The organism is Anaerobacillus sp. QJM3NY_17 (assembly GCF_056173665.1).
Genome location: NZ_CM149685.1, coordinates 3,909,712 through 3,926,053, shown reverse-complemented (window position 1 = coordinate 3,926,053; position 16,342 = coordinate 3,909,712). Strand labels below are relative to the sequence as shown.

The window sequence follows — 16,342 nt, the reverse complement described above, 5'->3', positions numbered from 1 at the left end:
GTGAAAGTTTTACATGTGGTTAGGCAATTCAAACCATCGATTGGTGGAATGGAGAACTTCGTCGATAGTCTTACAATTCATCTTAAAAAACTGGGGATTGAATCAGATATACTAACGCTAGATAAAGAATTTTCTACAGGCGACAGACTGCCTGCTTTCTCTTGTGAGAACGGCATAAAGATAATGAGAATTCCTTACGTTGGTTCAAGAAAGTATCCCGTCGCTCTTTCTTCCATCACCTATCTGTCTGAATATGATCTCATTCATATACATGCAGTAGACTTTTTTATTGATTACTTCGCTATACTTAAAGCATTTCATAAAAAACCGATCGTCCTCTCGACACATGGGGGTTTTTTTCATACAAAGACCCTTGCGCAATTCAAAAAAATTTATTTCCAAACAGTAACTCGTTTTAGTTTACAGCAGGCAAATCGAATTGTAGCTTGTAGCAATAATGATTACGATTTGTTCTATCCCATTGGAAAGCGAAAAGTACAATTAATTGAAAATGGAATTGATTTTGAAACTTTTCATAGCGTGGCTGATAGTGAAAAGAAGAAAAATAAATTTGTTTTTATAGGAAGATTTTCAAATAATAAAAGAATTGATAAGTTACTTAGGTTGTTTGCTCTTTTGAAAGAGAGCCAGCCGGATATTTCACTAAGTATCGTTGGAAAAGATTATGATCACTTAAAAAATACATTTCATAAACTGATTAAAGACTACCAACTAGAGAGGCACGTTACAATTAAAGAAGCGTTGTCTAAAGAAGAACTATTAAAAGAAGTAGGAGCATCAGAGTATTTCATTTCAGCTTCAGAATATGAAGGATTTGGAATGTCTACTTTGGAAGCGATGTCGGCTGGAGCGATTCCAATTCTGAATAATATACCATCCTTTAGTAAAATGATTGAAGAGGCTCAGAATGGCTATTTAATGGATTTTAATGATATTTCCTCCGTTATTGATAAAGTGACTGACATAATCTGTTCTACAAATCAAGATAAACAACTTTTGAAAATGGCGGCTATTGATACGGCAAGAAAGTATTCCTGGATGTCGGTTGTAGGTCAGTTTGAAAAAGTATATTCCGATACGATTAAGAAAAAAGTTGTTCACATATAGGATGGGCGGTGCTGAAATGAGTAAGGTAGCGATTACAGGTGCGAATGGACAACTTGGCCAAGAATTAGTTAGGTGTTTTAAAGGACTAAATTATACTATCTATCCTCTAGGGAAAGAAGATTTAGATATTACTAACCATGACCAGGTAGATAGAATTATTCAAAAGATTCAACCTGACATCATTATTCATTGTGCTGCTTTTACAAACGTTGATCAGTCTGAGCGATATACGGATCAAGCGTTTCTAGTAAATGGTATTGGTACTCGTAATATTGCTGTGGCTTCAAATAAGGTAGATGCGAAACTAGTTTATTTAAGTACAAATTATGTATTTGACGGAAAGAAGTCGGGACCATACTCTGAGTATGATTCTCCCAATCCAGCTGGAATATATGGTAAATCTAAGTTGGCTGGAGAGCAATATGTAAGAGATTTAAGTTCAAAATTTTTTATAGTGAGAACTTCTTGGTTATTTGGTGGGAGCGGAAAGAATTTTGTAACAACAATGCAGGAGCTTGCTAAAAAAAGAGAGCGTCTATCAGTAGTAGATGACCAAATTGGGAACCCAACCTACACAATTGATCTTGCAAGACAAATTATTAACTTAATTAGCACAGAGAAATATGGTATTTACCACGTTTCGAATAGTGGCCTATGTAGCTGGTATGAATTAGCTAAAGAAATTTTTGAAAGATCTAACATATCTATAGATGTGTCGGCCGTTACAACAGAAGATTATAATGCACCTGCTCCTCGACCGAAGAATTCAGCTATGGAGCCACTTAACTTAAGGCTTAATGATTTCAACGCAATGAGAAACTGGAAGGAAGCACTACAGGACTATATTGAGGAACTTGATCGGAATGCACTTTGGAAAGTTAATTAGGTAGGGATGTATATGAATCAAATTCAACTATCACTAAAAGAGAATCATTTACCTCTTATGCTGATTATTTTATTCCTAGCGTTCGTAACGGGAGTGTTGTCTACAGTTAGCCTTATGGAAATGGTACTGCTGAGTATCCCCATACTAATTGTGCTGTGCTATCCTATTTCCATTGAAAAGCTGTTTTTAGCAGTAGCTTTAGTGATTTTTATAGATATATCTTTTATTTCAATACAAGGGTCTTACATTAGAATCTATCAATTATTACTAATGGTAATCTGTGTGAAACTTTTCATAGAATATTTTTTGGAACAAAGAAAGTTATGGAAGGTGCCACTTTTTTTTCTCATAAATCTTTGGGTTTTGAGTTATTTCTTAAGCTATTCTCATGTGCTAAGTATGAAAGATTTTTGGATAACAGTTGTAGGGCAACTTTTTCTAAATGTTTTTTTCTTTATCTCAGTGCAGTGCATTCGTGAGAAGGGTTTGAGTTTTTTTTATAAAACTTTAAAATTCACTATTTTATCAGGGTTTATTGTGGTCGTAGTTGGTATCTTGCAATGGATTGGTTTTTTTATGGGGATTCACATTGGAATTAGTCACTATGATGCTATAGGAATACCAAGACCTTCGTCCTTCGCATACGAACCAGATTGGTATGGTTTGTTTGCAGGATATACATCTATTTGGTTTCTTGTACTGTTCATTAGAAGAGATTCTAGTTTGTTCAGTGAAAAGTTTGTACAAATTGGCTTAGCTGCAAGTTTCATGGGTTTATTTATTAGTATGGCAAGAGCAAGCATTCTTGCCTTCATTTTAACAACTCTCATTTTACTGGTAATTACATGGAACGTTCGAATTATTAAGATTGCTGCTTCTTCCACAGTGTTTTTATTACTCTTGCTCGTTGTTTTATTTATCGTAGATAGTGAAATTGTTATGAAAGTTTATAATCGTTTCAACCCTACCACATCTGTCACAACAGACAGGGGAGCTGCTGACAGTAGATTGGGATCAATCGAGTTAATGTTAGACTACATTCCTAAGCACCCGATTGTAGGTAATGGGAGCGGTGGAATGGCACTACTTTCAGAGTTAGAAGAAAACAGAAACAAATATGCTGGTGGTGGAGATCTAAACACAGGAAAGGGAAATGCGAACATTTTCTTATCGGTGCTATTTGATACTGGAATAGTAGGATTAACTATTTTTATCACTATCTTATTGCGTATTAGTTGGATGCTTAAAAATACATTTAACAAAAATAATTACATTTCATTAGGCTTAATGGGCTGTTGTATCCTTTTGCTAGTAAATTTCAACTTTAACAATGGTTTTCGTATGGGATTTGTGTGGTTTCATCTTGCTTTGATTACATCGTACTATCTACTTAAGAGAAAACGGGACGATGAAGTTAAGGAAACTGCAAATAATGATGAACTTTATCGTTCGTTATAAAGAAAGGTTTGTAACGAACGATATTAAATGATGGATACGACTGATGGAAAGGGTGCCTGGTAATGAGGAAAAGAATAGGGGTCGTGGGGACTGGTTTTATTGGTACTGGACTTACCAAAACATTAAGAAATCGAAACGATATTATGATCGGGAAGGTTTTAACAAGGAGGGATCCTGCTACAGTCAAGGGCATCCCTCTGGAAGATTTAACAAATTCAATAGAAGACTTTCTAGAAAACGCTGATTTAATTGTTGAATGTAGTGGAGATGTACTATACGGCACAGAAGTAATAGACAGAGCAATGAAGGCTTCCTTACCAATCGTGACAATGAATTCCGAATTGCAAATTACCACTGGTTCTTATTTTGCAAAGAAAGGTTTTATTACTGAAGCAGAAGGAGACCAACCTGGCTCTCTTGCAGCACTTCGTGAAAACGCTTTGGAAATGGGCTTTAAACCAGTGGTTTATGGAAATATAAAGGGGTATTTAAATGAAGAACCAGAGATGCAGGATATGACTTTCTGGTCGAAAAAAAATGGAATTAGTTTAGAAATGGTGACTTCATTCACAGATGGTACAAAAGTGAATATAGAACAAGTATTAGTAGCCAACGGCCTAGGAGCTACAATTGCGGAGAATGGTTTATTAGGCCCAGAAGTTAAAAGTGTTTTCCAAGGAGGAGAAAAGCTTGCGGTAGAGGCTACAAGTCGTAATCATTCATTAAGTGATTACATATTATGCCCTAGTGCTCCTGCAGGAGTATTTATAACAGCAGAGCATACTAGTGATCAATATGATGCTTTAAAATATTTAAAAATGGGTGATGGCCCCTACTATACACTACTTCAGAATCATCACCTCTGTCATTTGGAAATTATAAAAACCATTAGAAGAGTATTTAGAGGTGAAGGGATTTTATTGAATAATTCCAGAAATCCTAAATTTAGTGTAGCTGCGATAGCTAAGCGAAACCTCCTACTCGGAGAATCTATTAATAAAGGAATCGGTAGCTTTGAAGTTAGAGGAACAAGTATAAAAATAGAAGATTTTCCACGCCATATTCCAATAGGTCTATTATCTAGAGGGAAAATAACAAAGTCAGTAAAAAAAGGGGAGTATCTTACTTTTGATAATGTAGAAATACCAGATAGTTTAGCTCTAGAAGCTTGGAATCAAACTCTTCATTCTTCAATTAATATGTCGGGTAATGAATTGATAAACGAATTGCCCATTTCCACCTAAACATGAAAGGTTTAATAAAAATAATCTAAACGAACAGGAGATGTTTAGATGAAAATTTGTCTTGTGGGTTCAAGCGGTGGTCACTTAATGCAGTTGTATCAATTAGAAAAATGGTGGAGAAAATATGAAAGGTTTTGGGTTACATTTGAAAAAGAAGATAGTTGCTCTTTGTTGAAAAACGAAAAGCGATATTGGTGTCATCATCCTACTAATCGTAACGTCAAAAATTTGTTGAGAAATACTATTCTATCCTGGAAAGTACTAATGAAAGAACGTCCAGATATTATTATTTCAACTGGTGCAGCTCCTGCCATTCCTTTTTTTTATCTAGGCAAACTATTTGGATGCAAACTAATTTACATTGAAGTTTATGATCGTATCGAACTTTCAACTCTCACAGGTAAAATTGTTTACCCTATAGCTGATAAATTCATCTTACAGTGGGAAGAGCAAAGAAAACTTTATCCCAAAGGTGAATTCCTAGGAGGGTTATTATGATATTTGTAACCGTGGGTACACATGAACAACCTTTTAATAGGTTGATTAAAGAAATTGATTGTTTGAAAAAAGATGGCATTATTTATGATGATGTATTTATACAGATTGGTTATTCTTCTTATATTCCTGAGTATTGCGATTCTGCAAAATTAATCAGCTACGATGATATGGTTAAAAAATCGAATGAAGCGCGAATAATTATTACTCATGGAGGACCAGGAAGTATTATGTTGCCATTATCTATAGGCAAAATCCCTATAGTCGTTCCGAGGCAAGAAGAATTTAAGGAACATGTCGATGACCATCAAGTCTATTTTTCTAAACGTCTCGAAAAAGAAAAAAGGATCATATCTATTTTTAAAATTGAAGAATTGAAAGATAAAATACTTGACTATTCTACGCTATGCTCTACAGTATCTAATAACAAAGTAACTTCAAATCTGGATTTTTTCATTGGTAGATTGGATGAGATTTCGATGGAATTAGTTCATAAGTGAGTGGGAAATTTCAATTAAGAAACAAACGAGTGAAGAGATAAAATCTCTTCACTCGTTTGTTTCTTAAGTTTCTTTTGTTGAAAGTTCAATAATTTCTTTGAAAATATTTAGTATTTTATCGATAGTAGCTTCATTTAGATCTTCAAGTCCTTCAACTGCTTTTAATAATTTGTTTTCAAATTCACTTGGACCATCAGTATCATCATTCTCTTTATAAATTACATTTGATTCGGAATAGTTAGGCGAATTTAAAATGTTTTTTTGTCTCGTTCCACCAATAAGGAGAACATCGTCATTTGAAACTGTTCCGTTTACCTGTCTTAATACAACATAATAAATCTGGGTTGGAATGGTTTGATTATCTTGAAAAGTGTTATTGACGAATGATCCATTTCCTACCACTGTCAGTCGGACACCTGATTTTCTTGTATCTTCTACAGTCGACTTCCCATTATTTAATAGAATGTTATTGTTGATTTCGAAGTTATTTTGTTTGTATAGACCGATACCTTCATCTGCGCTAGCTTCAATGTTATTAAACAAGATTTTAAGTCCAAAATTTAACTCATCTAAGTTAGCTACTAAGATACCTTCTTCACCGCTACTAATAATTTTATTTAAAATAATTTCGTTGTTGAGTGAACTTTCGCCTTGTAACTGAATCCCGACACTTTTGCTATTTGTTATATTGTTCTTTTGAATCAATAATTCATTGTATCTTCGTCTACCATTAGGGAAGTCCTTTGTGGTTACTCCCATAACAGATGCCTGTGCAAAAATTCCTCTTCCATTACTATCTATAATTTGGTTTTGGATAACATGAACCATATCTACTCCAGTAATATAAATAGCGTTTGCATCACCTGTTTGATTCGTTTGTTTAATAATATTATTCATTACACGAACATCAACAGCTTTATTCCGAAATCCTTCTATGAAGAGACCGTCTCCACCGTATCCGCCGTTTTGACCGTACCCTTCTACTAAATTGTTCTCAATTACTCCAAAACTTACAGTTCTAAATGCAATACCACTATTTCTTGAGTTATACACTTTATTATCCCGAATCATAATGTTTTTATGGGGGGGATGGCCTTCATTAACTGTATGTCCAATTTCAATCCCAAAATCAGCAGCATTCCTGACGATATTTCGCTCTATTGTAATATTGGAACACGATTTCCCAAGCTGATAACTAAAGAATATTCCATTTTGATGGTCCGTATTTTCGATTAAATTATCATTTATGGTTATATTCTTACATTCTTGTAGAGCAAGAATTCCATTAGAGCCACTATTAAGAATTATACTATTTTGAATTACTCCATTTTTAGAGTTATAAAGAACTATAGAAGCACTAGCAGAGTTAATAATTTCTATATTATTTATTTCAAAGCTATCGACCCAAGCAATCTCTACAGAATGAGCGTATGGATCGTTTATAAGATCTGGTCTACTATCCTTCATACCATCAAATGTAATATCACTAAGTTTAATATTGTTGCTGCGGTCTGCAATTAGTAACTTATGACTTGCTGAAGACCCGCTAGAACTTTTAGGATTAATTCTGATAATAGTTTTCCCTTTTCCAGCCCCTTTTAAATGTACTCCCGGTTTCAATAGGAGTGGCTCTGTCAGAACATAAATGCATTCAGAAGCCGTGACAATTCCGCCACCTGAAGCACTTACATTATTAATCTGTTCTTGAAGTGTATTCGCTGAACATAGTTCCATTTAATCCCTCCTTAATTTATCCCCCTTTGTATTAAAGGTGTAAATATTTTGTTTATGAACTAGTATATGGAGTCATTAGATATTATGGAATAGGAGCAATGTCTATTTTTATTGAATATGATAGTAAAGGTCATCAAAATAGCCAGCTTTAATATTTAGAAAATTGTTGCACTTAAATTTTTTGTGCGTTATAATGAACGTGAGATCTAACAAATACATAAAAAGGAGGTGGAAACTAATGAAAAGAACTTATGAAGCTCCAAAAGTTATTGATCATCAAATCATCCAATTCGAAACAAAGGCCTCTGGTAAAAAAGATAAAGATGATAAGAAAAAAGGCTTTTAAGTAAGAGAGGAGACTGATTATGATTATGTCTATGCTTGAGAAGATGTATACTCAAAAAGATCTTTATGAAGGGGGAGAAGATACCTACATATCAATGCTGAACGATATTAATGTGTTCGCTATAAAGTCCCAAGTGTACCATTATCTTAAGTCTTGTCAGCAGAAAAGTAGTTATTCGATATCCCTTATGAACCAATTAAAAAGTTCTTATGAGAAAGCATCTTATCAGAATTTAATGCTAAGACATGAACTTAATCATCTCCTCGATTGTTTTGAAGCAGCATCTTTACAAGTTATTCCATTAAAAGGAATAGTCTTCTCAGAAACTTATTTTAATAGTTTTTTAGCTAGAGGGACAGCAGACATCGATTTACTCATTCGCTCTTCCGACCTGCAAAAATCAATAAACCTTGTGAAAAAGGCTGGTTTTACTATTGAAGAGTCAGAAGATCCATCTAATAACCATTGTTCTTTTGTGAAAAATAATCCTAATAGTTCTTTATCTGTCTCCGTAGAATTGCATTGGAATTTAGATAAGGAATATTATTCCGATGTGCATATAGACCCGTTTTGGGATAACTCTATTTCCTATTCTAATTACAATTATGTAAGGGTTCTATCGGTACAAGATACGTTTTATTTCACTTCTCTCCATGCTGTACGACATAAAATGGATTCGTTGAAATATTTTATTGATCTTATTCAAATTCTATCAAATCATGCAGAGGAAATTGATTTCCATAAATTAAAAAATCGCGCCAAGTCTGATAAGACATGGAGAAAAATAAATGCTTGTCTGTCAATTTTGTACCAGGAGATTCCGTTTCTTGAAAAAATAAAATTTTACCCTTTTCGAAAACGTGTCCTTTTTTGGAGTTTAAGTAATGCACGAAAAGCTCAGAGAAATCATAAAGATCTTTCATATTACGTATATAAATTTTATTTTAATCATTGTCTTTTTGATTCTCCTAAACATCTAATTACTTCAACAAAACTGTTTCATGTTATCTATCCTCCTAAAATATATTTGAAGAATTTTCTAGGTGAAGATAAAGATAATCATTCAAGGTGGGTATTACTAAAAAAATATTACTTGGTACTTTTGCAGCAAAATTCGCTCAAATATCATAAGGCATAATGAATAAGGAGGAGTAACTTATGAATCAGCTATGGATTGAGATAGGTGATCACAGTATAAGAATTAATTCGCAGTCAGAGCAGGCCATTCAACACATTGTTAATGGATTTAAAGTGGTACCGACTAAACAGTCAAAAAAAGCTAACCTAGATATTGTAATAGAATACGGATACGGTTATCCTTTTAATAGTTTTGATGTAGATATCACAAAGGATAATGGAACTGTTTTCTATGATCGTGGGGATTATATTATTGAGGTCGACTCAAGCTATACGACTGCAAATATAAAGGTTCTTAATGATTTTGCTTTGAAGCATGCTCTCATGAACTTATATAGTGTTTTTATTGTCCATGAACAGTGGGGATTGCTTATTCATTCTTCATGCATGAGAGAAGGTAACCAAGCTTATCTTTTTTCAGGCCAATCTGGTGCTGGTAAATCTACTGTGGTTGAGTTGTCTTATCCACGTGCTATTCTTTCCGATGAAGCAACAGTAGTTAAAATAACAAGTAGCGGTACGAAAGTTTATGACTCACCATTCCGAAGTGATACAACTTCATCTTTTCAAGAACCATCGATCGAACTTGGAGGAATTCAACTTCTTGAACAGTCTGAAAACATTAACCGGTTTCGGTTAGAAAAATCCGAGAGTATGATGAGCTTATTTGATAAAGTCTTCTACTGGGCAAGTGATCCAGTTGAGACTAAAAAATTATTTGAGTTATTAAGTCAACTTGTTAGTAATGTACCAGTTTATAGGCTTCAATTTCAAAAAAATGATTTATTTTGGAAGGAGATTAGTTAATGGAAACTTATATTCGCCAATCTGATCTTGAAGCAGTAGAGATGGATGGAACTTGGGTTGTTCTACATCCTGTCGATTACACAGTGACAAAGTTAAATGCCCTAGGAGGTGTATGTTGGGAGCTTCTTACTAAGGAACAATCAGTTCAGTCACTAACTGAGAAAATTCAGAGTGATTATGAAGTTTCTACCGAAATTGTACAGAAAGATATTAAGCAATTTTTGAATGAAATGGTGGACGCCGGATTAGTAAAAAAATGAAGAATCAGTCCCAACTACTTAAGAAACTAATTAAATCTAATGAATTTCTTGAGGTCCCGTCACAAGGTTTCAGTATGTACCCTATGATTAGTCAAAATAATGTTTGTGCCTTCGAGCAGTTTAATCTAAAAAAATTAAAAAAAGGTGATATTTTGTTGTTTGAAACGAAAGATGGTGGCTTAACGGGACATCGCTATTTGCGAACTATTTATCTAAATGGGCAGATAGGATTTATATGCAAAGGAGATACGAATCTTTATCCTGATGCACCAGTATTTGAGGGGGAGGTTATTGGAAAATTAACAATGATCAAGAAAAGTAGAACAACAATAGATGTCACAAAATGGTTCATAAAAATTTATAGTTTTTTACTATGTCATTCCCGCGCGGCATCAATTTTATTACACATATACGTTCATAAAATATTAAAGAAAAGGAACAGAAAAGCCAATGAAGAGTCTAGCGCCAGTTAAAAGATTACTTGAGACAGGTGACATTAAAGGTTCCTTAACTTTTTTATCTTCATATATCAAACCGTACTGGAGAAGCTACTGCTGTCTCCTTTTTATTTTAATAGTAGACATTTTTCTAATTTTACTCTTTGCCTGGTTAATGCAACATATTACTGACAGTGCGGTGAATGGGGATTTTAAAGAGTTAAAGACACTTTTCACTGTTGGATTAATTGCACTAGTTGTTACAGGCATCGTAGATTATTTTGACTCCTATTTAAGAACCTACACTGTAAGTCATGTAAAGAAAGATCTTCGAACACAATTGTTTGAAAGATTTCTTTCTATTCCATATGCATCTTTTGAAAAGAATCATTCTGGTAAACTACTATCACATTTAACGAATGATATTGATAAGATCCATGGTGCCGTTGGCGGAGTGCTATTAAATTTAGTTCGTCTTCCTATCCTAGTTATTTCTATTTTTGTGTATCTTGTTTTATTGAATTGGCAATTATCTCTTCTATTTATCGTACTCGCTCCATTAACGATTATTTCAGGAATTGTCTTTGGAAAGCAAATGAGAGACAGGAATCGTCTTATTCATAAACAAGTGGAAGATATGCACATCACATTAAATGATTCATTCGCTGGTAATATGGTTCTTCGGACGTTTAGTCTTGAAACGTTATTTCTAAGACGCTTCCAACAATCATCGGACGAACTTCTTCATACTGAAATGAAAGAGGCCTCTATTCGTAGTTGGTTTAGTACAGCCGCTAATATGGCAGGAACGATGTCTTTCTTTATTACGTTAGGACTAGGGGCTTTTCTTGTAACGCATGGGCAAATTACGATTGGGGTATTACTCGCTTTTGTAAGTTTAATGCAAAGGTTGGTTTATCCTCTAACTTCCCTTGCAGAACAATGGGGGAGCTTTCAGCGTTCGATTGCTGCTGTTGAACGTATTATGGAAGCAATGCAGGAAAAACCAGAAATGAATCTTAAGGATCATATGAATCCACCTATTAGAATGAAACGAATGATTGAGTTTAGAAATTTGGACTTTCACTATCAGCAAAATGATGTGTTATTTCAAAATTTTTCATTGAAAGTGCCTGCTGGTAAAGTTACTGCTCTGGTTGGACCGAGTGGCGCAGGAAAAAGCACACTGTTCCATCTCCTTCAACGTGTTTATCAACCTCACAGTGGGAACATATTTTTTGATGATTTAGATGCCTTCGCAATGTCAGTAAATCAACAAAGAAGTTATTTTTCTTATGTACCTCAAGACACATTCCTTTTTAGTGGAACAATTGAAGAAAATATTGCATTTGGTAGGATAGGTGCTAGCAGGTTGGAGATAATTGAAGCTGCTAAGAAAGCAAATGCCCATCAATTCATCGTGGAGTTAAAAGGTGGTTATGAAACAGAAGTAGGGGAAAGAGGATCAAGATTATCTGGTGGACAAAAGCAACGAATTGCAATTGCTAGAGCCATCTTAAGAGACGCACCTATTTTGTTGCTAGATGAAGCAACTTCTGCGTTGGATAATGAATCAGAACGTTTAGTCCAAGAAGCCATAGAGCGACTTATGGAAGGACGCACAACTATAATGATTGCCCACAGGTTGTCTACAATACGGAATGCAGATCATATTGTTGTAATTAACAAAGGTGAAGTAGTAGAACAAGGATCACACGTGGAGCTAATGCAGTCTGGAAGAATGTATGCCAATTTGTATAACAACAATGGGATGAGGATAGCTCAGTAGGCATGTTGGGTGTCTGTCACCACCCATTTATGTGGAACTATTTAATAAATATTTATATTCTTTGTGTGAAATGGTTTCTTTATCAACCAGAGGAAGTTGGGGCTTTGTTTAGAGAGACGTCTCAAACAGTATATTTCTTAAGTTAAACAAACGATTGATTAAAGAGTTTCTATTCTATTTTTTAAGTTAGACTATAAAACTTGAAAAGCCAGATAAGCTAATTGTTTGCTTATCTGGCTTTTTCGTTTTATGAATGTCATTGGACAGAATCGTCTCGTTCATGTCTACTTCGCATACGTCTCCTTAATAACCGGTACAGACAACGCCCCAACGACAAGTAACACACCTGAAAGCAAGATCATAAACGGCATGGAAGATCCGATCAATGGGAATAAAACAAAGCTTAAGCATGAAGCAATAATTTGCGGTAAACAAATGCTACCGTTAAATAACCCAAGATATGTACCCATGTTCTTCCCTTTCAACGCGTTCGTTAAGATCGTGAATGGGAATGTCATCATTGCGGCCCAAGCGATTCCGATTAACGTAAAGGAAATAACGAGTGCCCACTGATTGTGCACGAAGAAAACAGATCCAAATCCGATCCCACCTAGCAATAAGCTCATGGAGTAATAGAATTTGCGTGAGTTGTTTGGAATTCTGGATAACGCGAGAGACCAGAGTACGGCGCCAATCGACTGAACGGCTGTTAAAATCCCAAACCAGTTCCCGGCATCTTGATAAGCTGCGCTAGAAGGGTCGCTCGTATTCCAAACATTTAACGCAATGGCACCGGTGCCATACGTCCACAAGTATTGAAAACCTATCCAGCAGAATAATTGAACGAGTGTAACGGTCCAAAATACTTTTGGAGCGCTTCCAAGCAATTTGAAAATGTTTACCTTTTCTTTCGTCGATTCTTTCGAAATGCCGTGATAAACTGCGAACTCATCTGGAGTATACTCTTTTACTTTCCATACCGTTATCAGACTACAGATGATGAGAACTCCTGCACCAACATAAAATGAAAGGACGACAGATTGTGGCACAACGCCTTTTGGTGCGCTGTTTGAAACGCCGATAATTGTTAATAGAAACGGGAAAATACTAGCTAACACAGCACCACTATTTGATAAAAAGCTTTGGATCGAATACGCAAATCCTTTTTGTTCTTTGTTCACCATGTCCCCAACCATCATTTTAAATGGCTGCATCGCCATGTTTGATGAGACATCCATAAAGAGAATGGCAATGGCGCCAAACGTCATGGCTGTTACTGCAGTAAATCCGAAACTACCCGAATTGGGCAAGAGACACATGACAATGACAGCAACTACAGCTCCAACGAGTAGATAAGGAATTCGTCGGCCAAGCCCTGGAATCCAGGTCCTATCGGAAAAATATCCAACTAAAGGTTGGACAACTAATCCAGCGAGTGGCGGTAGGATAAAGAATAAACCGAGATTATGAGGATCTGCTCCTAAGGTTTGGAAAATGCGTCCCATATTCGCGCTTTGTAATGAAAAGGCCATCTGAACCCCTAAAAATCCGAAGCTAATTAACCAGATTGTCGTGAGAGGTAGAGCGGGTAATTCTTTTTGATATCGCTTTTCATTCGTTGTGGCAACTTGTTCTTGTAACATAATTTCCTCCTGTATATGTATGGCGTATAAATAAGTGAACAAAGAAAATGCAATCGCTTGCATGAGAATTAAAAAATAAAAGCTGTACTCGCGAATGGTTCGATCAGCCTTCTGTAAAGTGAATTAGTCGTGATAACGCTTTAGTTATAAGCTTTATACCTCACTAGGATCGTGAAGTAGTAAAGGAATGCATCATTAATATGGTAAAGCGTTTTCTTTGAATAGTATATACTAATCTTTAACATTTACGCAACCGTTTGCATTAATGTTATTGTGAAAAATAATGTTTTAATGTCAAATCAATTTCTAATCTCAACGTAATGAATTTGTAACTTTTACCTATTTTATCCGTATATAAAAGTGTAAATGTACAGGAAAGAAGGTTACGTCTATGAATAAGGTGTTAGTTTTAGGCTTTTTTCTTTTTATCTTACTCATTCCTGTAAATGTATGGGCGGTTGAGTTTTCTATTGAAGCGACCGATATCACTGCCCAACTACACGAGGACGGTCAGGTAGATGTAAAAGAAAGCCACACGTATGAATTTGATGGAGATTTTAACGGCATCACAAGGAGACTTATCTCGAAAGAAAAGACGACAATTAAGAACTTCCAAGCTACTGAAAATGGGAAGGAACTTAAGGTAGAGAAAGATGGTGATGTTTATAAAGTATACCGTGGTGGCTCTGATGAAACCGTAACTGTCGACATCACCTATACGATTACTAATGGAGTGGAACGATTCGAAGACGTCGCCCAGTTTTATTATCCTTTTTTTGACGAAAGCAATGAAACGACATACGAAAATATGACGATAACGGTTGTACCTCCCATACCTGCTGATGTGAAGGCAGCGTACGGATATGATGAAGCTTATGATGCTGTTGAAACGATTGATGAGGGGACAGTCGTTTTCAATCTCGGGGAAGTATCGAGTGAGGAAAACGGCGATATTCGCGTTGCATATGATGCCTCACTTTTTTCAGAAGCAACTTTGACAGCTGAAATGCCAATGCTTGGTGACATTCTTTCTGGTCAAGAGAAAATGGACGCGGAAGTAGCTGCCGAAAGGGAGGCGAGAGAGCGTTGGGGTGGGGTTGCTCCTGTGATTGTTGGTGGATTGCTTCTAATTGTAATTGGATTGCTCGTTCACGCAATCAGAAGAAAGAGGTTGACTGAGATTGAGATTGAACGGCAGATTAGCGGAAATGGTCGCTTTCCAGATACAGAAATGAGCTTGCCAGCAATTCTATTGTTTACAGGAGGTAATCTTAAAGCATCAGCGGTTATTGCTTCGTTACTTGAACTTGTTCGAAAAGAAAATATCAAAAAGATATCAGATGAAGAGTTTGAACTAGTGAATAGAGATACTGATTTTAAGCATGAAACTAGATTAATCGAATGGCTATTTGATGATATTGCTTCAAGTCATATCTTTCACGTGAAGGATCTGGAAAGCTATGTGGAAGAGAAGAAAAATCATGAGAAATATCAAAAAAGCTTTTCAGGCTGGAAAGAAGCGGTACGGAGAGAGTATAAGCAGTATGACCTGACTGAAAAAGCAGTGAAAACCCGTTGGATTTCAGGATTAGCCGCACTTGGATCCTTCATAAGCATCTTCTTGTTTGCTTATCATGAACTGTTTCTCTGGATGCTTCTGGTTAGTTTGCTTTTCCTTTTCTTTCTCATCTTTCCCATCGCCTACCGACCGTTAAATGAAAAGGGAAGAAGAATTATGGAAACAGTGACGCCGCTAAAGGTCAGCGATCAATGGAAAGAGTGGGATCAGAATGAACAAGTTCCGGCTCTTCTATACCAAATTGGAGCCGGAAAGCGAAAGGTGTCCGCTCAATTTGCTTCTACGTCACAAAATAATGAGTGGATGATTTACCTACTTTTAGCTGAAACGTTTCAGTCAGGCTTTGAAAAAGCAGATCAACATACTGCCGTATCAGCAGCTGGTTCTAGCGGTGGCGGTGGATCAGGCGTAGGAGGTGGGGGAGGAGGTTCAGGGGCGTTTTAGAAAAAGCCCGCTGAAAAAGAAATCGTCTTTAAAATTAACTTACAAGATTATACAGAAAAACCAGGGGCTAATCTGTTAATTGATTAGTTTACCTGGTTTTTTTGTGGATTTTTGAAATTCATTTATTAACTTTCGTTTATCTGCTTTATGTGTTGAAAGACAAAAGAAAGATGGAGATCACTTTTTAGCTACCTGAAACCGTAAAACCGGAACCCTTCCATTAACAATATGATAGCAAATCCTAATGACAACGAAGAAGAACACGGTGATGAAAGCATTGAAATTTGCTTGGTGTTGAAGAAATCACAATCACCGTCAAATGTCCTTTTCTTTTTTATAACGATGTTAAAATCCCCCATGTAAATCGACCTATTTTCTCCATAACCCTTAGTCCAAACGTTTCGTTTTCGCCAGATTTAAAAGGGAAGGAGATGGAAATCGAGAATGACGGAGTG

Annotated in this window: 14 protein-coding genes; 12 read left to right on the top strand and 2 right to left on the bottom strand. The window is 35.7% G+C overall.

Going from position 1 to position 16,342, the window contains the following annotated elements; all coding sequences use genetic code 11:
• From AC0VYV_RS20100 to AC0VYV_RS20075, 6 genes are all read left to right on the top strand, one after another.
• Positions 1–1,128 (top strand): glycosyltransferase family 4 protein, encoded by a 1,128-nt coding sequence (locus AC0VYV_RS20100; protein WP_475366023.1) that lies wholly within the window; start codon positions 1–3, stop codon positions 1,126–1,128.
• A 16-nt stretch (positions 1,129–1,144) separates the two neighbouring features.
• Complete coding sequence (gene rfbD / locus AC0VYV_RS20095; RefSeq protein WP_475366022.1) at positions 1,145–2,014, top strand: dTDP-4-dehydrorhamnose reductase; 870 nt, start codon at positions 1,145–1,147, stop codon at positions 2,012–2,014.
• Between the two features lie 12 nt (positions 2,015–2,026).
• Entirely contained in the window at positions 2,027–3,472 is a 1,446-nt protein-coding gene (locus AC0VYV_RS20090) for an O-antigen ligase family protein (protein WP_475366021.1), read from the top strand.
• 62 nt (positions 3,473–3,534) lie between these two features.
• On the top strand, positions 3,535–4,716 hold the full coding sequence (locus AC0VYV_RS20085) for an NAD(P)-dependent oxidoreductase (RefSeq protein ID WP_475366020.1): 1,182 nt from the start codon (positions 3,535–3,537) through the stop codon (positions 4,714–4,716).
• A gap of 48 nt (positions 4,717–4,764) precedes the next feature.
• Positions 4,765–5,214: a PssD/Cps14F family polysaccharide biosynthesis glycosyltransferase gene (gene pssD / locus AC0VYV_RS20080; RefSeq protein WP_475366019.1), complete on the top strand. Its 450-nt coding sequence runs from the start codon at positions 4,765–4,767 to the stop codon at positions 5,212–5,214.
• Positions 5,211–5,711 (top strand): glycosyltransferase, encoded by a 501-nt coding sequence (locus AC0VYV_RS20075; RefSeq protein ID WP_475366018.1) that lies wholly within the window; start codon positions 5,211–5,213, stop codon positions 5,709–5,711. Before pssD ends, AC0VYV_RS20075 begins: the two co-directional genes overlap by 4 nt.
• 63 nt (positions 5,712–5,774) lie before the next feature.
• On the opposite strand, the gene AC0VYV_RS20070 is transcribed toward AC0VYV_RS20075, so the two are convergent.
• Positions 5,775–7,445 carry a right-handed parallel beta-helix repeat-containing protein gene (locus AC0VYV_RS20070; RefSeq protein WP_475366017.1) on the bottom strand — a complete coding sequence of 557 codons (1,671 nt, stop codon included), beginning with the start codon at positions 7,443–7,445 and terminating at the stop codon, positions 5,775–5,777.
• 365 nt (positions 7,446–7,810) lie between these two features.
• On the opposite strand from AC0VYV_RS20070, the gene AC0VYV_RS20065 reads away from it, so the two are divergent.
• The 5 genes from AC0VYV_RS20065 (at position 7,811) to AC0VYV_RS20045 (ending at position 12,221) form a co-directional block, all read left to right on the top strand.
• Complete coding sequence (locus AC0VYV_RS20065; protein ID WP_475366016.1) at positions 7,811–8,929, top strand: nucleotidyltransferase family protein; 1,119 nt, start codon at positions 7,811–7,813, stop codon at positions 8,927–8,929.
• A 20-nt stretch (positions 8,930–8,949) separates the two neighbouring features.
• Entirely contained in the window at positions 8,950–9,735 is a 786-nt protein-coding gene (locus tag AC0VYV_RS20060) for a hypothetical protein (protein WP_475366015.1), read from the top strand.
• Complete coding sequence (locus tag AC0VYV_RS20055; RefSeq protein WP_475366014.1) at positions 9,735–9,995, top strand: PqqD family protein; 261 nt, start codon at positions 9,735–9,737, stop codon at positions 9,993–9,995. Before AC0VYV_RS20060 ends, AC0VYV_RS20055 begins: the two co-directional genes overlap by 1 nt.
• Before the next feature lie 83 nt (positions 9,996–10,078).
• Positions 10,079–10,468 carry a S24/S26 family peptidase gene (locus AC0VYV_RS20050; RefSeq protein WP_475366013.1) on the top strand — a complete coding sequence of 130 codons (390 nt, stop codon included), beginning with the start codon at positions 10,079–10,081 and terminating at the stop codon, positions 10,466–10,468.
• Complete coding sequence (locus AC0VYV_RS20045) at positions 10,446–12,221, top strand: ABC transporter ATP-binding protein (protein ID WP_475374168.1); 1,776 nt, start codon at positions 10,446–10,448, stop codon at positions 12,219–12,221. The genes AC0VYV_RS20050 and AC0VYV_RS20045 overlap by 23 nt, the downstream gene beginning before the upstream one ends.
• Before the next feature lie 284 nt (positions 12,222–12,505).
• Here AC0VYV_RS20045 and AC0VYV_RS20040 read toward each other — a convergent pair whose 3' ends face one another.
• Positions 12,506–13,864 (bottom strand): SLC45 family MFS transporter, encoded by a 1,359-nt coding sequence (locus AC0VYV_RS20040; RefSeq protein ID WP_475366011.1) that lies wholly within the window; start codon positions 13,862–13,864, stop codon positions 12,506–12,508.
• 391 nt (positions 13,865–14,255) lie between these two features.
• On the opposite strand from AC0VYV_RS20040, the gene AC0VYV_RS20035 reads away from it, so the two are divergent.
• Positions 14,256–15,887, top strand: a complete 1,632-nt coding sequence (locus AC0VYV_RS20035; protein WP_475366010.1) for a DUF2207 domain-containing protein — start codon at positions 14,256–14,258, stop codon at positions 15,885–15,887.
• The last annotated feature ends 455 nt before the right edge of the window (positions 15,888–16,342 follow it).

Excerpts from the sequence above, each read along its gene's own strand:
- rfbD (WP_475366022.1), top strand. The coding sequence starts at position 1,145 with ATGAGTAAGGTAGCGATTACAGGTGCGAATGGACAACTTGGCCAAGAA.
- AC0VYV_RS20090 (WP_475366021.1), top strand. The coding sequence starts at position 2,027 with ATGAATCAAATTCAACTATCACTAAAAGAGAATCATTTACCTCTTATG.
- AC0VYV_RS20085 (WP_475366020.1), top strand. The coding sequence starts at position 3,535 with ATGAGGAAAAGAATAGGGGTCGTGGGGACTGGTTTTATTGGTACTGGA.
- pssD (WP_475366019.1), top strand. The coding sequence starts at position 4,765 with ATGAAAATTTGTCTTGTGGGTTCAAGCGGTGGTCACTTAATGCAGTTG.
- AC0VYV_RS20075 (WP_475366018.1), top strand. The coding sequence starts at position 5,211 with ATGATATTTGTAACCGTGGGTACACATGAACAACCTTTTAATAGGTTG.
- AC0VYV_RS20070 (WP_475366017.1), bottom strand. The coding sequence starts at position 7,445 with ATGGAACTATGTTCAGCGAATACACTTCAAGAACAGATTAATAATGTA.
- AC0VYV_RS20065 (WP_475366016.1), top strand. The coding sequence starts at position 7,811 with ATGATTATGTCTATGCTTGAGAAGATGTATACTCAAAAAGATCTTTAT.
- AC0VYV_RS20060 (WP_475366015.1), top strand. The coding sequence starts at position 8,950 with ATGAATCAGCTATGGATTGAGATAGGTGATCACAGTATAAGAATTAAT.
- AC0VYV_RS20055 (WP_475366014.1), top strand. The coding sequence starts at position 9,735 with ATGGAAACTTATATTCGCCAATCTGATCTTGAAGCAGTAGAGATGGAT.
- AC0VYV_RS20050 (WP_475366013.1), top strand. The coding sequence starts at position 10,079 with ATGATTAGTCAAAATAATGTTTGTGCCTTCGAGCAGTTTAATCTAAAA.
- AC0VYV_RS20045 (WP_475374168.1), top strand. The coding sequence starts at position 10,446 with ATGAAGAGTCTAGCGCCAGTTAAAAGATTACTTGAGACAGGTGACATT.
- AC0VYV_RS20040 (WP_475366011.1), bottom strand. The coding sequence starts at position 13,864 with ATGTTACAAGAACAAGTTGCCACAACGAATGAAAAGCGATATCAAAAA.
- AC0VYV_RS20035 (WP_475366010.1), top strand. The coding sequence starts at position 14,256 with ATGAATAAGGTGTTAGTTTTAGGCTTTTTTCTTTTTATCTTACTCATT.